Annotated in this window: 19 protein-coding genes; 12 read left to right on the forward strand and 7 right to left on the reverse strand. The window is 71.2% G+C overall.

Annotated features, from left to right (window positions below; translation table 11 throughout):
* Nucleotides 1-393 precede the first annotated feature (393 nt).
* Nucleotides 394-843: a hypothetical protein gene (locus B2363_RS04320; RefSeq protein ID WP_286928690.1), complete on the reverse strand. Its 450-nt coding sequence runs from the start codon at nt 841-843 to the stop codon at nt 394-396.
* A gap of 124 nt (nt 844-967) precedes the next feature.
* Between B2363_RS04320 and B2363_RS04325 the strand changes: the two genes are divergently transcribed.
* Both B2363_RS04325 and B2363_RS04330 read left to right on the forward strand, forming a co-directional pair.
* On the forward strand, nt 968-2,551 hold the full coding sequence (locus B2363_RS04325) for a hypothetical protein (RefSeq protein WP_286928691.1): 1,584 nt from the start codon (nt 968-970) through the stop codon (nt 2,549-2,551).
* The gene (locus tag B2363_RS04330; RefSeq protein ID WP_286928692.1) at nt 2,548-3,189 is read left to right on the forward strand and encodes a phosphoribosyltransferase; all 642 of its coding nucleotides are present in this window, start codon (nt 2,548-2,550) and stop codon (nt 3,187-3,189) included. The genes B2363_RS04325 and B2363_RS04330 overlap by 4 nt, the downstream gene beginning before the upstream one ends.
* A 42-nt stretch (nt 3,190-3,231) precedes the next feature.
* Here the strand turns inward: B2363_RS04330 and B2363_RS04335 are convergent, their stop codons facing one another.
* Together B2363_RS04335 and B2363_RS04340 are read right to left on the reverse strand one after the other, a co-directional pair.
* Nucleotides 3,232-4,044: an ABC transporter permease subunit gene (locus tag B2363_RS04335; protein WP_286928693.1), complete on the reverse strand. Its 813-nt coding sequence runs from the start codon at nt 4,042-4,044 to the stop codon at nt 3,232-3,234.
* Entirely contained in the window at nt 4,041-4,961 is a 921-nt protein-coding gene (locus B2363_RS04340) for an ABC transporter ATP-binding protein (RefSeq protein ID WP_286928695.1), read from the reverse strand. Before B2363_RS04340 ends, B2363_RS04335 begins: the two co-directional genes overlap by 4 nt.
* A gap of 142 nt (nt 4,962-5,103) precedes the next feature.
* Here B2363_RS04340 and B2363_RS04345 point away from each other — a divergent pair, with 142 nt between their 5' ends.
* The 6 genes from B2363_RS04345 (at nt 5,104) to B2363_RS04370 (ending at nt 10,910) form a co-directional block, all read left to right on the forward strand.
* Complete coding sequence (locus B2363_RS04345) at nt 5,104-6,105, forward strand: epimerase (protein WP_286928696.1); 1,002 nt, start codon at nt 5,104-5,106, stop codon at nt 6,103-6,105.
* Complete coding sequence (locus B2363_RS04350) at nt 6,083-6,634, forward strand: QsdR family transcriptional regulator (RefSeq protein ID WP_286928697.1); 552 nt, start codon at nt 6,083-6,085, stop codon at nt 6,632-6,634. The genes B2363_RS04345 and B2363_RS04350 overlap by 23 nt, the downstream gene beginning before the upstream one ends.
* Nucleotides 6,635-6,734: 100 nt before the next feature.
* The gene (locus B2363_RS04355) at nt 6,735-7,859 is read left to right on the forward strand and encodes an alpha/beta hydrolase fold domain-containing protein (protein WP_286928698.1); all 1,125 of its coding nucleotides are present in this window, start codon (nt 6,735-6,737) and stop codon (nt 7,857-7,859) included.
* A 130-nt stretch (nt 7,860-7,989) separates the two neighbouring features.
* On the forward strand, nt 7,990-8,814 hold the full coding sequence (locus B2363_RS04360) for a hypothetical protein (protein WP_286928699.1): 825 nt from the start codon (nt 7,990-7,992) through the stop codon (nt 8,812-8,814).
* Nucleotides 8,815-8,898: 84 nt separating this feature from the next.
* On the forward strand, nt 8,899-9,540 hold the full coding sequence (locus tag B2363_RS04365; RefSeq protein WP_286928701.1) for a hypothetical protein: 642 nt from the start codon (nt 8,899-8,901) through the stop codon (nt 9,538-9,540).
* Nucleotides 9,537-10,910: a glutamate decarboxylase gene (locus B2363_RS04370; RefSeq protein ID WP_286928702.1), complete on the forward strand. Its 1,374-nt coding sequence runs from the start codon at nt 9,537-9,539 to the stop codon at nt 10,908-10,910. The genes B2363_RS04365 and B2363_RS04370 overlap by 4 nt, the downstream gene beginning before the upstream one ends.
* 9 nt (nt 10,911-10,919) lie before the next feature.
* Here B2363_RS04370 and B2363_RS04375 read toward each other — a convergent pair whose 3' ends face one another.
* Together B2363_RS04375 and B2363_RS04380 are read right to left on the reverse strand one after the other, a co-directional pair.
* The gene (locus tag B2363_RS04375; protein ID WP_286928703.1) at nt 10,920-11,663 is read right to left on the reverse strand and encodes a gamma-glutamyl-gamma-aminobutyrate hydrolase family protein; all 744 of its coding nucleotides are present in this window, start codon (nt 11,661-11,663) and stop codon (nt 10,920-10,922) included.
* Nucleotides 11,660-12,274 carry a dihydrofolate reductase family protein gene (locus tag B2363_RS04380; protein WP_286928704.1) on the reverse strand — a complete coding sequence of 205 codons (615 nt, stop codon included), beginning with the start codon at nt 12,272-12,274 and terminating at the stop codon, nt 11,660-11,662. The genes B2363_RS04375 and B2363_RS04380 overlap by 4 nt, the downstream gene beginning before the upstream one ends.
* A gap of 85 nt (nt 12,275-12,359) precedes the next feature.
* Here B2363_RS04380 and B2363_RS04385 point away from each other — a divergent pair, with 85 nt between their 5' ends.
* A complete protein-coding gene (locus B2363_RS04385) occupies nt 12,360-12,935 on the forward strand; it encodes an MOSC domain-containing protein (protein ID WP_286928705.1) in 576 nt (191 codons plus the stop codon).
* On the opposite strand, the gene B2363_RS04390 is transcribed toward B2363_RS04385, so the two are convergent.
* A complete protein-coding gene (locus B2363_RS04390; protein ID WP_286928706.1) occupies nt 12,936-13,400 on the reverse strand; it encodes a PPOX class F420-dependent oxidoreductase in 465 nt (154 codons plus the stop codon).
* A gap of 83 nt (nt 13,401-13,483) precedes the next feature.
* On the opposite strand from B2363_RS04390, the gene B2363_RS04395 reads away from it, so the two are divergent.
* The 3 genes from B2363_RS04395 to B2363_RS04405 are packed head-to-tail and all read left to right on the forward strand — an operon-like array spanning nt 13,484 to nt 16,656.
* The gene (locus B2363_RS04395) at nt 13,484-15,592 is read left to right on the forward strand and encodes a M1 family aminopeptidase (protein ID WP_286928708.1); all 2,109 of its coding nucleotides are present in this window, start codon (nt 13,484-13,486) and stop codon (nt 15,590-15,592) included.
* A complete protein-coding gene (locus tag B2363_RS04400) occupies nt 15,589-15,978 on the forward strand; it encodes an NUDIX hydrolase (RefSeq protein WP_286929024.1) in 390 nt (129 codons plus the stop codon). Before B2363_RS04395 ends, B2363_RS04400 begins: the two co-directional genes overlap by 4 nt.
* A gap of 33 nt (nt 15,979-16,011) precedes the next feature.
* Entirely contained in the window at nt 16,012-16,656 is a 645-nt protein-coding gene (locus B2363_RS04405; RefSeq protein ID WP_286928710.1) for a dihydrofolate reductase family protein, read from the forward strand.
* Between the two features lies 1 nt (nt 16,657).
* Here the strand turns inward: B2363_RS04405 and B2363_RS04410 are convergent, their stop codons facing one another.
* Nucleotides 16,658-17,416: a ZIP family metal transporter gene (locus tag B2363_RS04410; RefSeq protein WP_194956260.1), complete on the reverse strand. Its 759-nt coding sequence runs from the start codon at nt 17,414-17,416 to the stop codon at nt 16,658-16,660.
* Nucleotides 17,417-17,470 lie beyond the last annotated feature (54 nt).

Raw genomic sequence — 17,470 nt, forward strand, 5'->3', positions numbered from 1 at the left:
TCTCGGGAGGACGCTCCCATCCGCTGACTCTCCACCGTGCCTCCGTTGCTGGTTTCGGACTCATCGACGCCTCGTCGGGGCAGCCGGTCGTTCGCCCCTGCGATTCTGTCCCGTCTGACGTTGCCAGGTGGGACGGGCCCACGTTCCGGTGGCCGTTATGTGGCCTGATTGGCCCAGCGTTCGTTGTGGGCAGTCGGGTATCGTCGGAAGTGACCCAGAGGAATCCCCCCCACCATTGGAGGGAGTTCCGCGGTTCTCGGTACCCACCGTCTCGGCTCGTACGGAGCTCGGACTCGACAGGGGGTCGCAGGTTCAAATCCTGTCAGCCCGACAACGGAAAGCCCCGGGAGACCGGGGCTTTCGTCATTTCTGTGGCTTGGCCGGCGGTCGCGATCACGCCCGGGAAGGTGCCCGATCCTGTGCCGTCATGGTGAGGGTGCCGCTCACGTATCCCTCGCCGTCACAGGCCCTCCCGTTGGGAAACGACGTTGTCAGCTCGACGTCTCGCCGAGCGGTCGCGGTCGTGGTGCCGGCGTCGTCCATCAACGCCACTGCGACCTTCACGGTTCCCGCGCTGAACCTCTTGTCGAGTTCGCTGAAGCTGACGCTGACCAGCCGCCCCACGGCACCTTCCGGGACTCGTGGGAGCGTCACGGTCGCGGTGGCACATTCGGCTGATCGGCAGACCTCGAACGTCACGCGACCTGAGGCGATGAACAGCGAACGCGGGATCTCCGCACTGAGCCCGTCGAACCCGCCGATTTCGGTGCACCCACCGCGCGCGACGCCGCATCCCTGGACCGCCAGGACGAGGATCAACGAGATCGTGGCCCAGCGCCGCATGCCGCCCTCTTCTCGGTAGGAGACGAAGTGTCACACGGGCAGGCCGTCGTCGGTGGCAGTTTCGCCGTAGACGGTCCGTTCCCGCGGGCGTAGCGTGCGGGGGAGAGGCCGGGGAGGGTGAGGCGTGATGCCGGCACGGGAGCCGATTCCACGTGAGGTGCGGATCCGCGACGAGCCACGCCGTCCCGAGGACGACCCGACCCTCGGCGTCTCCTTGGCGGCCGTCGCCCCGCAGCGACCTGCCCGCCACCGGCTCGTCACGGTGGGGGACTCGCTCGTCCAGGGATTCATGAGCGGAGCGATCCACCGTACGGATCTCAGCTGGCCCGCGATCATCGCCTTCGAGCTAGGACTGAGCGCCGACGAGTTCACCTTTCCGACGTACGAGTGGCCGACGGGTCCGGGCGGGCTTCCCGTCGATCTGGAGCGGCTCGCGCGCGAGTTCGACCGGCGGTTCGGCAGCGGCCTGGACCTCCTGGAGGCCGTCCGGGCGGCTCCTTGGCTCCGTGACCGGATGGACGACATCGAGGATCACTGGGAACGCGGCGCGGGGTCGCGGGAGCCGGAGGACGGCCGCCCGTTCCACAACACCGGAGTCCACAGCTGGGACGTGCTCGACCCGATCGTGACCACCGAGGCGAGGGTCGAGAAGCTGCTCGCGACGAAGCCGTCCGACAACTTCCTCGCCCAGCTCGTGGAGCACCACCCCGCGCGTGCCGCGTGGCCGATCCTGCACCGTGCCGCGGGCGGTGACCCCGGCCGGACGGTGCTCGACTCGGTGGCCGACCTCGCTGCCGGCGAGGGTGTCGAGACGCTCGTCGTCGCGCTGGGCTCCAACAACGCTCTCGGAACGGTGGTCTCGCTGGACATCGCGTGGACCCCCGACTCCTACGCGGAGATGACCCTCGAGCAGCGTCGTGACACCCGGGCCGGCTCGAACCTGTGGCGCCCCAGCGCGTTCCGCGCCGACTGGGCGGACCTCGTCGCGCGACTGCGGACGATCGAGGCGCAGCACGTCGTCGTGACGACCATCCCGTCGGTCACGATCGCGCCGCTCGCCCGTGGCACCCACGAGAAGGTCCGCCCCGACTCCCGCTACTTCCCGTACTACACGCGTCCCTGGATCACCGACGAGGACTTCGACCCTCGGCACGACCCGCACCTGACGGAGGACGACGTCCGCGCCATCGACTCGGCGATCGACGCGTACAACGAGACGATCATCGCGTCGGTGCGTGCGGCGCGGGAGGACGGACTCGACTGGTACCTCTTCGACATGGGTGGCCTCCTCGACCGGCTCGCCACCCGCCGCTACGTGGAGAGTCCCTGGGCACGACCGGCCTGGTGGGAGCAGTACGAGCTGCCCGCGGCCCTCCAGCGGCTGGACCCCGTGCCCACCACGCGGTTCTTCCGCGCCGGACCCGAGGGCCGCACCGAGGGCGGGCTGTTCTCCCTGGATGGCGTCCACCCGACGACGATCGGCTACGGGATCCTCGCCCAGGAGGTCATCCGGGTGCTCCGCCTCGCGGGCGTGGAGTTCTTCGACCGTCAGGGCAAGCGCCGTGCGGACCCGGTCGAGATCGACTTCGACCGGATCCTGCGCGCGGACACGCTCGTGTCCGATCCGCCCGCCTCGATCACCAGCACGCTCGGCCTGCTCGGCTGGCTCGACGACCGGCTCGGCTGGGTCACCCGCTTCCTGCCATGAGGCTCCGCACCCTCCTGCCGTTCGCCGACCGGGTCGATGCGGGCCGGCAGCTGGCGCGGCGTGTGCACCACCTGGCCGCGCCGGACGTCGTCGTGCTGGGCCTGCCACGCGGGGGAGTGCCGGTCGCCTTCGAGGTCGCGCGGGAGCTCGGCGCGCCGCTCGACGTCATCGTCGTGCGCAAGCTCGGCTACCCCTTCCGGCCGGAGCTGGCGATGGGCGCGATCGGCGAGGACGGCTGCGAGGTGCTCGACCGAGCGGAGGTCGCACTCCACGGGGTCACCGATGAGCTGGTCCGGGCGGTCGAACGCCGCGAGCGCGAGGAGCTCGAGGCCCGGGTCCGGCGACTGCGGGGCGATCGCGAGCGGATCGACCTCACGGCTCGCACGGCGCTGATCGTCGACGACGGCATCGCGACAGGTGCGACGGCCCAGGTGGCGTGCCGGGTGGCGCGACTCCAGGGTGCGGCGCGCGTCGTGGTCGCAGCGCCCGTCGCTCCGGCCTCGGCTGCCGAGGAGCTCGATGCCGCCGACGCCCTGGTGGTGGTCGAGTCGCCCGAGCCCTTCGGGGCCGTCGGCCGCTGGTACCGCCGCTTCGAGCCCGTCACCGACGAGGAGGTCGCCGCGCTCCTGAACGTATGACGAGGGCCCCGGGTCGCCCCGGGGCCCTCGTGGTGCCTTGCGTCACTTCACCTCGGACCGCAGGAGCGCCCGGGTGCCGATCAGCAGCGGGACGACCAGCCAGACGACCGCCGAGACGCCGAGCTGCGCCCACATCTCACCGGTGAGGCTCTCGTCGAAGAGCCGCATCGTGGCCCAGTTCAGGTCGAACCACGCGCCGTTGTCCGCCCACCACTGGTTCGTGCTGGCCAGGGCGCTGGACGCGCCGGGCAGGACGAGCGAGTAGACGAAGTACGCGACGATCGCGCCGGGGGAGTTGCGCAGGACGATGCCCAGCATCAGGCCCATCAGCATCCCGATCTCGTTGGCGAAGATGATCTGGGCGAACTCGCCCACGGTGATCGTCCACGTGGGGTCGACGCCGGCGATCGTCGTGCCGACGACGTTGCCCACCGCGCCGACGGCGCCGGCGATCAGCATCGAGACGGCGCCGATGGCGACGGTGATGACGGCCTTCGCCGCCAGCACCCGACCACGGTGGGGGACCAGCGTGAAGGTCGTCAGGGCCGTCCGCTGGCTCCACTCGCTGGAGACCGCGAGGATCGCGATCATCGGCAGGATGACCGACATCGGGGCTCCGACCGCACTGGCGAAGTGCTCGTACGTCAGGTCCTCGGCGTCGACGAAGATCAGCGTCGCCACGGTGGCGATCACCGAGAGGAGGACGACGCTGGCCATGAGCCAGAAGCCCGACCTCGTGTCGAACATCTTGCGCAGCTCGACGCGCAGGATCCGTGCGAACGGGATCCGTGCGGGCACGGTGCGCGGCTCGCGGGGCGCGATCCCGGTGGTGCCGGGAACGATCGTGGTGCTCATGCTGCTGCTCCTTCGGTGCGGTGCTGGACGTCGTCGCGCTGGGTGTCGGCGGTGAGGGACAGGAACATCTCCTCGAGGCGGGCGCCGTCCGCGGCACGCAGCTCCAGGAGGGGAATGCCCGCGTCGAACGCGACGGTGCCGACGGTGGTCAGGTCGGCCTCCGCGAGCACGGCGCCGCCGGAGCTCGGGGTGGCGGTGATGCCCGCGGCCTGCAGGGCCGTCGCGAGGGCGGCTCCGTCCGCGGCCCGGGCGAGGGTGCCGGCGCTGGCCAGCAGCTCGTCCTTCGTGCCCTGCGCGACGATCCGGCCGTTGCCGATGACGACCAGGTCGTCGGCGATGACCTCGATCTCGTGGAGCAGGTGCGACGAGAGCAGCACCGTGCCGCCGTCGTCCGCGAAGCCCCGGAGCAGGTCGCGCATCCAGCGGATGCCGGCCGGGTCGAGGCCGTTGGCGGGCTCGTCGAGGATCAGCACCTCCGGATCGCCCAGGAGGGCGGTGGCGATGCCGAGCCGCTGGCGCATGCCCAGGGAGTAGTTGCGGACGCGGCGACCGGCCTCGTCCGGGGTGAGGCTGACTCGCTCGAGCATCGCGTCGACGCGGGAGCGCGGCAGGCCCATCGTGAGGGCGGCGACGGTCAGGATCTCGCGGCCGGTGCGACCGGCGTGCTGGGCCGAGGCGTCCAGGAGGACGCCGACCTCGCGGCCGGGATCGGGGAGGTCCGCGAAGCGGCGACCGAGGACGTGGACGTCGCCGCTGCTGGGCGGCGTGAGACCAACCATGACGCGCATGGTGGTGGACTTGCCGGCGCCGTTCGGCCCGAGGAAGCCGGTGACCCGGCCCGGCGCGGCGATGAAGGAGACATCGTCCACGGCGGCGTGCGAGCCGTAGGACTTGGAGAGGGATTCGACGGTGATCATGTCGAGAAGCGTCGCGGTCCGGACCCCTCCGGCACATCGGGCGCGACCCCGAAGATCGCCCTGACGTGACCCTGAGCACCCCCGGTGGCCGACTCCGGTGTTCCTCAGGGCACGCGTGTCGCCGAGCCGCTAGCGTGCGGGCATGACTGTGCGAGAGCGAGCCGTCGTCGCCGGCTGGAACGGGTTCATCGGGCACCGGCTCGTCGAGGACCTCACGGAGCGCGGGTACGACGTCGCGCGCGTGGGGCGCAGTGGCCCGGACGCCAGGTGGTCGGACCCGGCGGGGCTCGCGCGACTGGTCGACGGCGCGGCGCTGGTGGTGAACCTCGCCGGCAAGAGCGTCGGCTGCCGCTACACCGACGCCAACCGCGACGAGATCCTGCGGTCACGGGTGGAGACCACCCGACAGCTGCGCGAGGCGATCGCGGCCGCCCACGAGCCGCCACGGCTCTGGCTCAACGCCAGCACCGCGACGATCTACCGGTACGCGATGGACCGTCCCCAGACCGAGTCCGACGGCGAGCTCGGCACGGGGTTCTCGGTCGACGTCGCGCGCAGCTGGGAGGACGAGCTCTTCGCCGGCGAGCTGCTGGGAACCCGCCGCGTGGCGCTGCGGATGGCGATCGTCCTGGGTGGTCCGGCGTCCGACCTGCTCGGACGTGTCGCGCGGATCGGCATCGGCGGGCCGCAGTACGACGGCCGCTGGTTCCAGCACCGGCGGTACCGGGGGATCGGGACGAACCCGACCGGCGGACCGGTGCCGATGCACCACTCGCGCGGCCGGCAGAAGTTCTCGTGGATCCACATCGACGACGTGCTCGCCTCGATCCGGTTCATCGAGGAGCACGCCGGCATCGAGGGTCCGGTGAACCTCTCGTCGCCGAACCCGAGCGACAACCGCACCCTCATGGCCGAGCTGCGCCGGACCGTCGGCATGCCGATCGGCCTGCCCGCGACGCGGTGGATGCTGGAGCCCGCGATGTGGGTGCTGCGGAACGAGTCCGAGCTGCTGCTCAAGAGCCGCTGGGTGCTGCCGGAGCGACTCGAGTCCGCGGGGTTCGCGTTCGGCTGGCCCGACCTACGACCTGCGCTGGACGACACCGTGGGATCGAGGAGGGCCCATGGGGCGCCCGACGAAGGATGACGCCTACCGGCTCGGCCGCCGGACCTACCTCAACGGCGAGCGGTTCGACCTCGGGCGGATGGCCGACGAGCTCGGGGTGAACCGTGTGACCCTCTACCGCTGGGTCGGCACCAAGGAGCAGATGCTGGTCGACGTCACGTGGCAGCTGACGGACCTGACCCTGCGCCAGGAGTGGGAGAAGGCGAAGGACTCGCCCGGCCCGCGTGTTCCCGCCGTGATCGGAGGGTTCCTGCGGGCGATGTTCTCGTGGCCCGAGGTACGCCGGTTCAACGAGGAGAACAACGCGTTCCTGATGCGGGTGATGACGACGGCGGAGTACGGGTTCCACGCACGGCTCGTGGGCGCGGTCCGCGGGTACGTCGAGCGTGACGTGGCCGAGGGCCGCACGACGGACACGGTTCCCGCGCAGGACCTGGCGTATGCGTGCGTGCGCCTCGTGGAGTCCTACGTCTACCTGCCGAGCATCACCGGCGCGCCCCCCGCGCCGGAGGCAACCCAGCGCGTGCTCGAGGCGCTGCTGCGGCCCTGAGCGCAGGCCGGACCACCAACGATGCAACAGAACTATTGTCATGTTGCATTCGCGGTTCTATGCTCCTCGCAAACGTGACCTACGCCACAGAGGTGCTCCCATGACCGTGACCCCCGAACGATCCACCTACGCCCTGCCCGGCCGACTCGGCGACGAGTCGCGCGGGCCCCGGACCGACGACCGGTTCCCGCCCGCGATGGTCGAGGCCATGGCGGCCTTCGGCCTCGATGCCGTGGCCGTCCCACCGCCGGTGTCCGCCGACGACGACCTCGAGACCGTCCTGGCCGCGGTCGGCGCCGCCCACGAGGGATTCCAGGCCGTCTACGACTCGATCCCGATCGACCTCCCGGGGGACCGGGACGATGTCGAGACTTCGACCGAGACGATCACCGGTGTCGACGGCAACGAGATCGTGCTGCACATCTTCCGGCCCGCAGGCGTCGACGGCCCGCTGCCCGGTGTCGTCTACACCCACGGCGGCGGGATGACGATCATCAGGACCGACAACCGGCTCCACCGTCGGTGGTGCACCGACATCGCCGCCTCCGGGTGCGTCGTCGTCATGGTCGACTTCCGCAACGCGTGGACCTCCGAGGGACACCACCCGTTCCCCGCGGGCGTCGAGGACTGCCTCGCGGGCGTGCTGTGGGCCGACGAGAACCGCGAGGCGCTCGGTCTGAGCTGCCTCGTGGTGCAAGGGGAGTCCGGCGGCGGCAACCTGGCCATCGCCACCACGCTCCTCGCGAAGAGTCGCGGCCGGGTCGACGCGATCGACGGCGTCTACGCCTGCATCCCGTACATCAGTGGCGGCTACTCCTGGGACCGCGACCGGCGCATCGCCGAGCTGCCGTCGCTGGTCGAGAACGACGGCTACTTCATCGAGACCGCGGGGATGGCGCTGCTCGTCCGTGCGTACGACCCGACAGGTGAGCACGCCGAGGACCCGCTCGCCTGGCCGTACTTCGCGACCGAGGACGACCTCCGCGGGCTGCCGGCCTTCGTGGTCTCGGTCAACGAGCTCGACCCGCTGCGCGACGAGGGCGTCGCCTTCGCGCGAAAGCTCGCACGCGCGGGCGTCGACGTCGCGGCCCGCGTCAACCTCGGGCTCATCCACGGCGGCGACGTGATCTTCCGTCAGTGGCTGCCGGGGCCGCAGGAGGCCGCCGTCCGGGACGTCGCGGGGTTCGCCGTCGACCGCGCCCGGCGCATGGCGGCGGGCGACTAGGGGAAGATCTCGACCCAGGTGAGCCTGACCGTACGACGAGGGCCGGCGCCCACCTCACCTTCGTGGGATGAGGACGGGCGCCGGCCCGCGGCTTAGCGTCGGGGATCGTCCGGACGTACGGGAGGCCACGGTGAACGTGCTCGCGGCAGTCGGGGCGCTGACTCTCCTCACCGCGGCTGCGGCGGCGCTCATGCTCTTCGCGCGGACGCGCGCGCCCGAGGGCAGTCGCTTCTCCGACGGCGACAGGGCCTCGGGTGTCTTCGGCGCCGTGGCGACGGGCTTCTCCGTGCTGCTGGGCTTCCTGATCTTCCTGGGCTTCAGCTCGTACGACGCCTCCCGCCAGGGCGCCGAGACCGAGGCCGTCCTCGTGCTGCAGCAGGCACAGACCGCACAGTTCATGGCACCCGCCGTCGCGTCGGACCTCTCGGGCGAGCTCGTCTGCTACGCCCGATCGGTGGCCACCACGGAGTGGGACACCCTGGACGAGGGCCGCCTCGGTGAGCGGGTGAACCCCTGGGGTGCCGAGCTCTTCCTGACCATGGTCGACGTCACGCCAGGGACCGAGACCCAGCAGTCGGCCTACGACCGGTGGATGGACCAGACGGCCGCCCGCGAGGATGCTCGCCTGGCACGGGTGCACGGCGCCGAGGGGATCGTCCCGCTGCCCCTGTGGATCGCGCTGGGCGTGCTCTCGCTGGTCCTCCTGGGATTCATGCTGCTGTTCGCCGACCCGGCCGAGGGGGTGGGAACCCAGGTGGCCCTGATCGGCAGCGTCACCGTGGTCATGGGAGCGCTGGTGCTGCTGCTGATCTTCTTCGACCACCCGCACGGAAGCGGCGTCGGGCGCCTCCAGCCCACCGCGATGGAACGCACCCTGCGCCTGCTCGACACCGAGTTCGAGGTGGCGGGCGTCGAGGTGACACCTCCCTGCGACAGGCGCGGCCGGGCGCTGTGAGGCGCAAGCCGCTCATCCCTTCTGGGTGATGGCCGTCCCCGCTGCGGAACGGACGATGGACTGCGGAGCGAGGGGAGCAGACCCATGGACGGTGTGCTGTCGACGCGCGGTCCCGTCCGGCTGAACCTCCTGTGCGCCGGCTCCTTCGTCTGTGGCGGCTCGCTCTTCGCCACCGGTGCGGCCTTGGCCCAGCTGGGTCCCGAGGATCCGACCGTCGCCACGGTGACGTACCTCGTCGGCGGGTTTTTCTTCAGCCTCGGCGGCTACCTGTCGGTGCTGCTCGCCGGCCGAGCCCGCTCCCGGGCCCGGCTCAGCGCGGTGGTCCTGTTCGTCGGGACCCTGTTCTTCGCCGTCAGCCTCGTGGCCGCCTTCGCGGACGGACTGACCCCACGTCAGTCGAACGGCTGGATCTGGATCCCCGACATCATCGGCTGCCTCTGCTTCCTCGCATCGGGGCACGTGGCGCTGGTCGAGGTCGGGGACGGCCGGTGGGTCGTGCGCCCCGGCGTCCTGACGTGGTGGGTCGCGGCCGTGAACCAGCTCGGCTCGGCGTTCTTCTTCCTCGCCGGACTCGCCGCCTTCACCCGCCCCGCGACCGACCAGCTGGTCAACGTGGGGCTCGTCAACTGGGGGACCTTCGCCGGCGCCGTCTGCTTCGTCGGCGGCGCGATCCTCCAGGCACTCGACACACCCACCTCGAAACGAACGGACGGTCTGGTCACATGACACTCGACGCGAAGCGGGCAGAGTCGCTCTACGGCAATCGCTTCCTGACGGAGCGGGCGCCCGCCACCGTCTTCCCGGCGAGCGGGATGCGTCCGACCGACGCGTTCCGGTTGCTCGAGGAGGACCTGAACCTCGAGGGCGATCCCCAGCGCAATCTCGCCACCTTCGTCACCACCTGGATGGAGCCCGAGGCGCAGCGGATCATCGCCGAGAACCTCCACCGCAACTTCATCGACCACGCCGAGTACCCCATCTCGGCCGAGATCGAGCAGCGGTGCGTGCGCATGCTCGCCGATCTCTTCAACGCGCCGGGGGAGACCACCGGCTGCCGGACCCAGGGGTCGTCGGAGGCGATCATGCTCGGCGCCCTGTCGCTCAAGTGGAAGTGGAAGCAGCGCCGGGAGGCCGAGAACGCGTCGACCGATCGTCCGAACCTCGTCTTCGGCGCGGACGTCCACGTCGTGTGGGAGAAGTTCTGCCGGTACTTCGATGTCGAGCCCCGGATCGTCCCGCTCGCCGAGAACAAGTACACGATCGGCCCCGACGACGTGGCGCCGCACCTCGACGAGAACACGATCGGCGTCGTCGGCGTCCTCGGCACGACGTTCACGGGCCACATGGACGACATCGCCGGCATGAACCAGCTGCTCCTGGACCTCAAGTCGGAGCGTGGCCTCGACATCCCGATCCACGTGGACGGGGCCAGCGGCGGGTTCGTGTGGCCGTTCCTCTACCCCGACACCGCGTGGGACTTCCGGCTGGAGCAGGTCAGGTCGATCAACGTCTCCGGGCACAAGTACGGCCTGGTGTACCCCGGCATCGGGTGGCTCGTCTTCCGCGAGACCTCCGACCTGGCCGAGGACCTCGTCTTCTACGAGAACTACCTCGGCAAGACCGACGCGACCTTCACGCTGAACTTCTCGACCGGCGCGGCCATGGTGCTGGCGCAGTACTACAACTTCGTCCGCCTCGGCCGTGACGGTTACACGTACGTCATGCAGCAGATGAAGCAGAACGCCACCGCCCTGGCCGAGAACCTGCAGGCGGGCGGTCGCTTCGAGGTGATCGGTGCCGACCTGGAGCAGCTGCCGCTCGTGGCGTTCCGGCTGCACGGTGACCATGAGGGATTCGACGAGTCCGACGTCTCGTGGCAGCTCTCGGCGGAGCGGGGCTGGATGGTGCCGGCCTACACGCTTCCCCCCAACGCGGAGAAGGTGAAGATCATGCGAGCGCTGGTGAAGGAGACGATGAGCCGCGAGCAGGTCGAGCGGCTCACCCTCGACATCGCCGAGGCGTGCACGACACTCGACGCGAAGGGGGGAGCGCACCACCGGGAACGGGCGCAGACGAAGATCGGCACCGGCTTCTGAGCGCCGCGGTCAGGAGGCGGAGCGGGCCACGGGAGCCTGCTCCGTGAGTCGCCGCAGCAGGGCTCCGAGCTGCAGGTCGGCGGTCTCGGCGTGCTCCGGGTGCCACTGCACGCCGGTGATCGGCGCGGTCTCGTGCACCACGGCCTCGACCACGCCGTCCGCCGCGCGTGCCGCGACGAGCAGCCCGTCGGCGACACGGTCGACCGCCTGGTGGTGGGCGCAGCGCACGTCCTGCGACGCATCCACCGCGGCACCGAGACCGTCGTGCGTCACGGTGACGCGGTTCCGGACGAAGTGGTCGTCGCCCTCCGCGCGGTGCCGCTGCGAGCCGAGGTGCTGCACGAGGGTGCCACCCAGGGCGACGTTCAGCACCTGGAGCCCGCGGCAGATCCCCAGCAGCGGCGTTCCCGCGGCGAGACACCGGTGCACCGCGTCGATATGGGCCTGGTCGGCATCCGGCTCGTGGTGTCCCGAGCCCGGGTACGTGGAGGCTCCGCCGTAGAACGACGGGTCGACGTCCTCGCCGCCCATGAGGACGACGGCGTCGGCCCGGTCGACGAGTTCGGCCGTGACCTCGGGAGGGACCTCGGCGCAGGCGACCGGCACGACGTCCCACCCGAGCTCCGCGGACACCCGGACCGTGGGCGCGTTCAGCGCGTCGAGGGTGACCTGGAAGGCAGGGTCGTGGGGTCGCCGGGTGCGCAGGTGCAGCACGGCCAGGAGGGGCCTCGCCGGCGTGGTCGAGCTCGTCACGTCGACAGCGTAGGCGTGCTGGAGTCCCAGGTGCGGAGCGAGGGTCGGTAGGTCAGCTCGACCGTCCGGCCGTCGAAGGTACGGGTGCCGACCAGCTCGAGGTCGAAGTCGGCGGCTCCGCCGAGGACCGGGCGCTCACCGGTCTGACCGGTGATCACGGGGAAGACCGTCAGCTGCACGACGTCCACGAGTCCGGCAGCCAGCAGTGCCCAGTTCAGCGACAGACTGCCGTGCGAGCGCAGGGGCACGTCGGACTCCTCCTTCAGCCGCGTCACGACGTCGACGGCGTCGCCCCGTGCCATGGTCGCGTCGACCCAGTCGGCCTGGGGGTCGACGGAGGACGAGACCACTGTCGCGGGCATCCGGCGCATCCGTCCCACCCACGAGTCCTCGATCTCGGGCCAGTCCTGCGACGCGGCGAACATCTCCACGAACTCCCGGAAGGTGGTGCCGCCGAAGACCATGCGCGCCTCGTCGGAGTAGAGGCGATCGCGGTACTCAACGAACTCGGGCCCCTGCTTTCCCCAGTAGCCGCCCCAGTCGCCCGGCGGCCGGTAGGAGCCGTAGCCGTCGACGCTGGCAAAGACGTCGAAGGTGTAGGTCGCGGTCATGGTGCCTCCGGTGGTGCGTTCCTGCCTCCGAGTGTGCGCCCGGCGCGACCCTCACGGCCAGCCCCGGCTCTGGCAGCATGGTCACGTGCCCCAGCCCCGCGTCGTCGCCGTCAGCCGGGACGACCTGCACCGCTTCAGCAAGGTGCCGGTCGACTCGATCACCCTCGTGGCCGGCCACGGGGTCGAGGGCGATGCCCATGCCGGCGCCTTCGTGAAGCACCGCTCCCGGGTCAAGCGCGACCCCCAGCAGCCGAACCTGCGCCAGGTCCACCTGATCCACGCCGAGCTGTTCGACGAGGCCCTCGCCCAGGGCTACGAGCTCGGCCCCGGAGACCTCGGAGAGAACGTCCTCACCGCCGACCTCGACCTGCTCGCCCTGCCCACCGGGACGCGGCTGGACCTCGGCGGGCCCGTGGTGCGCCTCACCGGGCTGCGCAACCCGTGCGTCCAGATCAACCGGTTCAAGCCCGGGCTGGTCAAGGTCGTGCTGGCGAAGGCCGACGGCACGCCGGCGGGACGCCCGGTCGGCACCTCGGTGCCCACGGTGATCAGGAAGGCCGGGGTCATGGCGGTGGTGGAGTCCGGCGGCGAGGTCGTTCCCGGCGGGTCGATCACCGTCACGCTCCCGGCGGAGCCGCACACGCCGCTCGCCCCGGTCTGACTAGTCCTGCACGAGCCGGGCGGGGAAGCCGCCCGTGGCGATCGGGCCCCATGACGTCGGCGTGATCCTGATGAGGCTCTTGCCCTGGTCGACCATCGCTTGGCGGTACTCGTCCCAGTCGGGGTGCTCGCCGGAGATGTTCCTGAAGTACTCCACGAAGGCGTCGAGAGCCTCGGGCACGTCGAGGACCTCGGCCGTGCCGTCGACCTGGACCCAGGCGTCGTTCCACTCGTCGGACAGGACGACCACGCTGACCCGCTCGTCCCGGCGGGCATTGCGGGTCTTCGCGCGCTCGGGGTAGGTCGAGACCACGAGTCGCCCCGCGTCGTCCACGCCTCCGGTGACGGGGGAGGCCTGGGGCCTCCCGTCGGCGCGATGGGTGATGAGGATGAACCGGTGCCGGGGACGGACGAACTCGAGCAGCTCGTCGAGATCGACCCGGGTGGTGGTGGCGATGGAGGGCATGGGATCACGCTACGCCGGCACGACGGGAGGGTTGACGGATCCACCCTCCGGTGTCACGTTGAAATGAGGCCCTAGGAGACATCATGCGCAGAGTCCTCGCCCTGATTTTCACCGCCGTCCTGATCCTGACGATCGGCATCCCCGGCGCGGCCGGCGCGCACCCGAGGCCCTCTCCCCGTCCCGGGGCGCCGGGCATCGGCGACCCGTATTTCCCGACGGACGGGAACGGCGGGTACGACGTCGGCCACTACGACCTCGACATCGCCTACGATCCGCCCACGGACCGCCTCCGGGGCCGCGCCACCATCTCCGCACGCACCACGCAGGCGCTTTCGGCGTTCAACCTCGACCTCAACGGCCTGACGGTCACGAGTGTCAGGGTTGACGGCCGTCCGGCCCGCTGGCGCCACGTGGGGGACGAGCTGACGGTCATCCCGCGTCGTGCCCTCGCGAAGCGGGCCCGCTTCCACGTCGTCGTGACGTACGGCGGCGTCCCGCTCGTGCTGGACGAGCCCGCGCTCGGGCGGGCCGGCGTGTTCCCGACCGACGACGGAGCCCTGATCGTCGGGCAACCCCACGTGGCCGACACCTGGTTTCCGGTCAACGACCACCCGCTGGACAAGGCGAGCTACCGGTTCCGGGTGACGGTGCCCCGGGGACTCGAGGCGGTCGCCAACGGCCGTCTGGCCGGTGTGAGGCGGCACGGCCGCACCCAGACCTGGACGTGGGTCGCCCGGGACCCGATGGCCTCGTACCTGGCGACCGCGACGGTCGGCCAGTTCAACCTCGACCACCGGCGCGTCGCCGGCATCGACTACTGGGACGCGATCGATCCGGTCCTCTACGAGCAGCCCGAGCCGCGCACGGGGGAGCGCTACGCGATCAACGGCGGCGAGAACTCGGCCTACCAGCGGCTGAGCCGGGTCATCGACGTCCCGGCGGCGGGCGGTGAGCTCTCGTTCCACGTCGCCCGCGACACCGAGCCGGGATGGGACCACTTCTTCGTCGAGGCGCGCCCGGTCGGCACCGAGGACTGGACGACGCTCCCCGATGCGAACGGTCACACCACCCGGGAGGTGGGCAACGCCTGCCCGGGCTGGCTCACCCTGCACCCGTTCCTCACGCACTACCAGACCGACGACGGCTCCGGCGGCTGCACGGCCGAGGGCACCACGGGGGAGTGGCACGCGGTGAGCGGCGCCAGCGACGGCTACGAGCAGTGGAGGCTGGACCTGTCCGCCTACGCCGGTCGGTCGGTCGAGGTCGCCCTGTCCGTCGTCGGCGACGAGTCGGTGGCCTACAACGGTGTGTACGTCGACGACGTGGTCGCGCCGGGTGGCGCGGGCTCGACCTCGTTCGAGGCCGACGCCGATCCGCTGGACGGCTGGGCGGCGACCGGTGCACCTGCCGGCAGTCCCGGCAACGCCAGCGACTGGCGCACCGCCACGGAGTCGGCGGGTCCGTCCACGGGCGAGAACGCCGAGGAGGCGCTGGCCCGCGAGCCCGAGATCATCGACTTCCTCGACGACATCCTCGGTCCGTACCCGTTCGGCGAGTCCGGGGGGATCGTCGACGACGACCCGGGGCTGGGCTTCGCGCTGGAGAACCAGACCCGGCCGATCTATGCGCAGGGCTGGTTCACCTCGCCCGGCGACAACACGTCGGTGGTCGTCCACGAGCTCGCGCACCAGTGGACTGGTGACGACCTGGCGCTCGAGGCCTGGCAGCACATCTGGCTCAACGAGGGCTTCGCCAGCTACATGGAGTGGCTCTGGTCGCAGGACGGTGGCGGGGCCTCGGCCCAGGAGATCTTCGACTTCTACGCCGCCATCCCCGCCGACGACCCGTTCTGGGCGACGGTGATCGGCGATCCGGGCCCTGAGCACATCTTCGACGGGCCGGTCTACGACCGAGGCGCGATGACCCTGCACGCGCTGCGCCTCGAGATCGGCGACGGCGACTTCTTCCGCCTGCTCAGGCGCTGGACGGCCATGCAGGCGGGGGCCAACGTGCGGACGGACGAGTTCACCGCGCTGGCGGAGCGAGTGTCGGGCGAGGACCTCGACGCGTTCTTCACCGCCTGGCTCTTCACGCCGGAGAAGCCCGCCAGCCTCCCCGAGACGGCTGCGCTGCGCAGGAGCCCGTCGGGCGACCTGGCCAAGCAGCTGGCCCGACCGGAGGTGCAGCGATAGTCCCGGCCGCAGGGGCCGTCGTCGTGGACGACGACGGCCGCATCCTGCTGGTCCGCCGCGGCCGTGAGCCGGGCCGCGGGCTGTGGTCGGTGCCGGGCGGCAAGGTCGAGCCGGGGGAGTCGCTCGAGGCCGCCTGCTCCCGCGAGGTGCTCGAGGAGACCGGCCTCACGGTGACGGTCGGCCCCGAGCTCTGGGTCGTCCGGCTGCCCACCGGCGACGGTCGCGAGTTCGAGATCCACGACTTCGCCGCCACGGTGACGGGCGGAGCCCTGCTGGCCGGTGACGACGCGGACGAGGCGGCGTGGTTCCCCCTGGGGGAGCTGGGCACCCTGCCGCTCGTCGACTCGCTCCTCGACCACCTGCGCCGTGCGGGCCTAGGGTCGTGACAACCCGCTCGACATCATCACCGGAGGTGGCCCGTGGCCCCGATCGTCCGAGTCCAGAACTTCATGCTCTCCCGCGACGGGTACGGCAGCGGGGCGGGCCAGAGTCTCGAGCGTCCGTTCGGGCATGCCGATCCGGCGGTCCTCGCCGGCTGGATGCTGGCCACGGCCCACTGGCCGGGCCGGATCGAGCCGGGCGGCAGCCGCGGGCTCGACGACTACTTCACCCGCGACTTCGGCAACAACATCGGCGCGGAGATCATGGGGCGCAACAAGTTCGGGCCGCAGCGTGGGCCGTGGGAGAACCACGACTGGCAGGGCTGGTGGGGCGACGAGCCGCCGTTCCACACCCCGGTGTTCGTCCTGACCCATCACGAGCGCCCGTCGTTCACGCTGGGCGACACCACGTTCCACTTCCTGGACGCCACGCCCGAGGAGGCGCTGGCCCGGGCCATGGAGGCCGCCGAGGGGAAGGACGTGCGCATCGGCGGAGGCGTCGCGACGGTGCGCGAGTTCCTGGAGGCGGACCTGATCGACACGCTGCACGTGGTCGTCGTTCCCACCGAGCTCGGCCGGGGCGAGCGCCTGTGGCAGGGGCCCGAGGACCTGCTCGACCGCTTCCACCTGGAGCAGGTGCCCAGCCCGAGCGGCGTGGCGCACCACCTGTTCTGGCGCCGCTGAGTCAGCCCGCCCGGGAGATCGTGAAGGCGCACAGGAAGCCGATCGTCGCCAGCAGGCCCACGTAGAGATGCGTGCGCTCGAAGGCCTCGGGGATCATCGTGTCGGCCACCATCGCCAGGATCGCGCCGGCGGCGCTCGCGGTGATGGCGGCGATCGTGGTGGGCGAGGCGTCGTCGAGCAGGAGGCAGCCGGCCATCGCGGCCAGGCCGCTGGCGAGCGCGATCGAGCCCCAGACGCCGAACACGTACCGGGCCGATCGGCCGCTGCGCTTCATGCCCGCGGCGCTGGACAGTCCCTCGGGGAGGTTCGAGACGAAGATGGCTGCCAGCACGGGCACTCCCACGCCGCCACCGCTCACGAGCGAGAGACCGAGCACCACCGACTCGGGCACGCCGTCGAGCAGGGCGCCGATCGCGATGGCCGTCCCGCTGCCCGCCTGCTCCTCCTCGGACGCCTGCTCATCGCCGGAGCGCTTGCGGTGGCGGGCGCCGTACCGCGCCAGCACGAGGTTCGCCGCGACGTAGACGAGCGCGCCCACGAGGAACCCGAGCACCGTGGGCGTGAGTCCGCCCAGCTCCTCGGCCTCGTCGACCAGGTCGAAGGCCAGGGCCGAGATCAGCACGCCGGCGCCGAACGCCATGATCGAGGCCACCACCCGGCGCGGCACATCCACGAGCCACGCGACGGCCGCGCCGATCACCAGGGCACCGCCGGCCAGCAGGCCCCACAGGCCCGCCTCGACCCAGAGCGGCACGTCCATGCCCCGATGATGTCAGCCAGGGCGCCCGGGTGAGCCGTTCCGGGCGCATGATGA

The organism is Aeromicrobium sp. UBA7512, assembly GCF_002476985.1.
Taxonomy (GTDB): Bacteria; Actinomycetota; Actinomycetes; order Propionibacteriales; family Nocardioidaceae; genus Aeromicrobium; species Aeromicrobium phoceense.

Excerpts from the sequence above, each read along its gene's own strand:
- B2363_RS04410 (WP_194956260.1), bottom strand. The coding sequence starts at position 17,416 with ATGGACGTGCCGCTCTGGGTCGAGGCGGGCCTGTGGGGCCTGCTGGCC.
- B2363_RS04355 (WP_286928698.1), top strand. The coding sequence starts at position 6,735 with ATGACCGTGACCCCCGAACGATCCACCTACGCCCTGCCCGGCCGACTC.
- B2363_RS04335 (WP_286928693.1), bottom strand. The coding sequence starts at position 4,044 with ATGAGCACCACGATCGTTCCCGGCACCACCGGGATCGCGCCCCGCGAG.
- B2363_RS04390 (WP_286928706.1), bottom strand. The coding sequence starts at position 13,400 with ATGCCCTCCATCGCCACCACCACCCGGGTCGATCTCGACGAGCTGCTC.
- B2363_RS04365 (WP_286928701.1), top strand. The coding sequence starts at position 8,899 with ATGGACGGTGTGCTGTCGACGCGCGGTCCCGTCCGGCTGAACCTCCTG.
- B2363_RS04330 (WP_286928692.1), top strand. The coding sequence starts at position 2,548 with ATGAGGCTCCGCACCCTCCTGCCGTTCGCCGACCGGGTCGATGCGGGC.
- B2363_RS04350 (WP_286928697.1), top strand. The coding sequence starts at position 6,083 with ATGGGGCGCCCGACGAAGGATGACGCCTACCGGCTCGGCCGCCGGACC.
- B2363_RS04320 (WP_286928690.1), bottom strand. The coding sequence starts at position 843 with ATGCGGCGCTGGGCCACGATCTCGTTGATCCTCGTCCTGGCGGTCCAG.
- B2363_RS04340 (WP_286928695.1), bottom strand. The coding sequence starts at position 4,961 with ATGATCACCGTCGAATCCCTCTCCAAGTCCTACGGCTCGCACGCCGCC.
- B2363_RS04380 (WP_286928704.1), bottom strand. The coding sequence starts at position 12,274 with ATGACCGCGACCTACACCTTCGACGTCTTTGCCAGCGTCGACGGCTAC.
- B2363_RS04345 (WP_286928696.1), top strand. The coding sequence starts at position 5,104 with ATGACTGTGCGAGAGCGAGCCGTCGTCGCCGGCTGGAACGGGTTCATC.
- B2363_RS04395 (WP_286928708.1), top strand. The coding sequence starts at position 13,484 with ATGCGCAGAGTCCTCGCCCTGATTTTCACCGCCGTCCTGATCCTGACG.
- B2363_RS04370 (WP_286928702.1), top strand. The coding sequence starts at position 9,537 with ATGACACTCGACGCGAAGCGGGCAGAGTCGCTCTACGGCAATCGCTTC.